At 74.4% G+C, this 2126-nt stretch carries 2 protein-coding genes; both read right to left on the bottom strand.

Annotated features, from left to right (window positions below; translation table 11 throughout):
• Positions 1–743 (bottom strand): DUF58 domain-containing protein (locus BJF79_RS38270; protein WP_143220765.1); only part of this gene is annotated, 743 nt, incomplete at its 3' end.
• Positions 740–1756, bottom strand: coding sequence for an AAA family ATPase (locus BJF79_RS38275; protein WP_075904720.1), 1017 nt, complete (start codon positions 1754–1756; stop codon positions 740–742). The genes BJF79_RS38270 and BJF79_RS38275, both read right to left, overlap by 4 nt.
• Positions 1757–2126 lie beyond the last annotated feature (370 nt).

A 2126-nucleotide genomic window follows, 5' to 3' on the forward strand; every position in this document is an offset into this window, starting at 1 on the left:
GCGGTGAGGGCGTCGGGCGGGAGGTCGTCGTCGGCGCCGGGGGTGGGCAGGAAGTCGGCGATGATGACGCGGAGGCCGCGGCGGGACTGGCCGCGGTCCAGGGAGTCGATCGCCGCGGCGAGGTCGCGGGTGCCGGTGCGGCCCGTCCCGAGTCCCCCGGCGAGGCCCCTGCCGAGGCCCGGTTTCTGGTCGTCGGCGGGTTCGCCGGCGGCGGGGGCGTGCGGGCGGGCGTCCAGGACCGCCTGCAGCAGCGCGTAGAAGGGTGCCCTGCCCGTCCGGGCGGGCCAGCGTCGCAGCCCGCCGCCGTGCAGCAGGTACGCGCCGACGCGGTCGCCGAGCCGCACCGTCATGAATCCCACCGCGGCCAGTGCCGCCACCGCCAGTTCCCGCTTGATCAGGTCGGCGGTGCCGAAGTCCATGCTGGGGGTCATGTCGACCAGCGCCCACGCCTCCAGTTCGTGGTCGGCGACGAGGTCGCGCACGTGGGGGTTGGTGGTGCGGGCGGTCACCGCCCAGTCCATGTGCCGGACGTCGTCCTCGCCCGGCTGGTACAGGCGCGCTTCGGCCAGTTCGGTGCCCGGTCCCGGCAGCAGCCCCAGGTGCTCGCCGTTCAGCAGCCCGTTCAGCCGGCGCGTCACCTGCAGTTCCAGCCGCCGCAGCGTCCGCTCGGGCGCGAGCCGTGCGGTCCCGGCGCGCCCGGCGGGCCGTTCGCCGTCGGTGCCGTCCCCCGGGGCGGCGGTCATGCCGTGGTCACCGCCGCCGCGCCGTGGTTCCACACCACCCGCGGCGGGGGGACGGCCGCGAGGATCTGCCCGATGACGTCGCCTGCGGCGATGCCGTCGGCGAGGGCGTCGAACGTGAGCACCAGCCGGTGGGACATGACGTCGGCGGCGACGGCGCGGACGTCGTCGGGCAGGACGTAGTCGCGGCCCGACAGCAGCGCCAGCGCCCGCGCGGCCGACACCAGGCCGAGCGTGGCGCGGGGGCTCGCGCCGATCTCGATGACGGGCCGCAGGTCCGGCAGCCGGTACTGCTCGGGTTCGCGGGTCGCCATCACCAGCCGCACGATGTAGTCGGCGACGAGTTCGTGGACCGACACTTCGGCGGCCGCGGCCTGCAGGGTCGCCAGCCGTCCGGTGTCCAGGACCTGCGCGGCCTCGGGCGGGTCGGCGCTCATCCGCCGCAGGATCTGCAGTTCCTCGTGGGCGCCGGGGTGGTGGACGTCGACCTTCATCAGGAACCGGTCGCGTTGTGCCTCCGGCAGCGGGTAGACGCCTTCGGACTCGATCGGGTTCTGTGTGGCGAGCACGATGAAGGGCCGCGGGAGGGGGTAGGTGGTGCCGCCCAGCGACACCTGCCGTTCGGCCATGACCTCCAGCAGCGCCGACTGCACCTTCGCGGGGGCGCGGTTGATCTCGTCGGCCAGCACGAAGTTGACGAACACGGGGCCGAGTTCGACGTCGAACTGCTCGGTGGAGGGATGGTAGATGCGGGTGCCGACGATGTCGGAGGGCACCAGGTCGGGGGTGAACTGCAGCCGCGCGAACGTCCCGCCGACCACCCGCGCCAGGGTTCCCACGGCGAGGGACTTGGCGACGCCGGGCACGCCCTCGAGCAGGCAGTGGCCGCGCGCCAGCAGCGCCACGGCCATCCGCTCGACCATGTGCTCCTGGCCGACGATGACCTTCTTGACCTCGGCGACCGTGCTCTGCAGCAGTGCCGCGGCCTCGTCGACGTCGTGGGCGGCGATGGTCATGTGGGAGCCCTCACTGTCCTGCGAGCACTGTCGTGTCAACCGTCCTGCACCGTCCGGCGCGGTGGGCGCCTTCCGACCCTACGCGATCACTTGTACCCGTTCGTGCGGGAACGCTGCGTGTCCCCGCGGGCGGGTTCGCGGCCCGTCGGGGCGCCCGCGGGCCCGCCCGGGGTTCGGCGGGGCGTCCGGCCGGGTGTGCCGTCTGCGGACCCGATCGTAGGGCGCGGTTGTTAGTGTGGCCGCCATGTCGAGGCCGTTGCCCCCGGGCGACCCCGCCCAGCTGGGGCCCTTCCGCCTTTCGGCGCGCCTGTCGGAGACCCCCGCCGGGATCGTGTTCCTGGGCGTGGACGCCCAGGGGCGGCGCGCCAGC

Source organism: Actinomadura sp. CNU-125 (genome assembly GCF_001942465.1).
Taxonomy (GTDB): Bacteria; Actinomycetota; Actinomycetes; order Streptosporangiales; family Streptosporangiaceae; genus Spirillospora.

Bases quoted from the DNA above. Each gene is read 5' to 3' on its own strand.
- BJF79_RS38275 (WP_075904720.1), bottom strand. From the start codon at position 1,756: ATGACCATCGCCGCCCACGACGTCGACGAGGCCGCGGCACTGCTGCAG.